Source organism: Burkholderia sp. SIMBA_062 (assembly GCF_046534765.1).
Taxonomy (GTDB): Bacteria; Pseudomonadota; Gammaproteobacteria; order Burkholderiales; family Burkholderiaceae; genus Burkholderia; species Burkholderia ambifaria.
The window spans coordinates 1-252 of sequence record NZ_JAWRYD010000452.1; the positions used below are offsets into that span (position 1 = coordinate 1).

General features: G+C 64.3%; 1 protein-coding gene. It reads left to right on the forward strand.

Features of this window, described 5'->3' with window-relative positions; all coding sequences use genetic code 11:
- Positions 1-252: hypothetical protein (locus SB786_RS37030; RefSeq protein WP_410731687.1), on the forward strand; the 252-nt coding region annotated here is incomplete at both ends.

The window sequence follows — 252 nt, forward strand, 5'->3', positions numbered from 1 at the left end:
GTCGTGCTCAAACCGGTGGACAGCGAGCTGATGCCGGTCGAAGTCGAGGGGGACAGCGATGTGATCGAGCTCGTCGCCGACGACAACCCCGTCGACGTCGAGGTCGAGAGCGACGCGACCGAGCTATCGGTCGAACTGAGACCCGTGGACAACGAGCTGATACCGGTTGAGGTCGACGTGGACAGCGAACTGATCGAGCTCGTGGCCGACGACAGACCGGTCGACGTGGACGTCGAGAGCGAGGCCACCGAG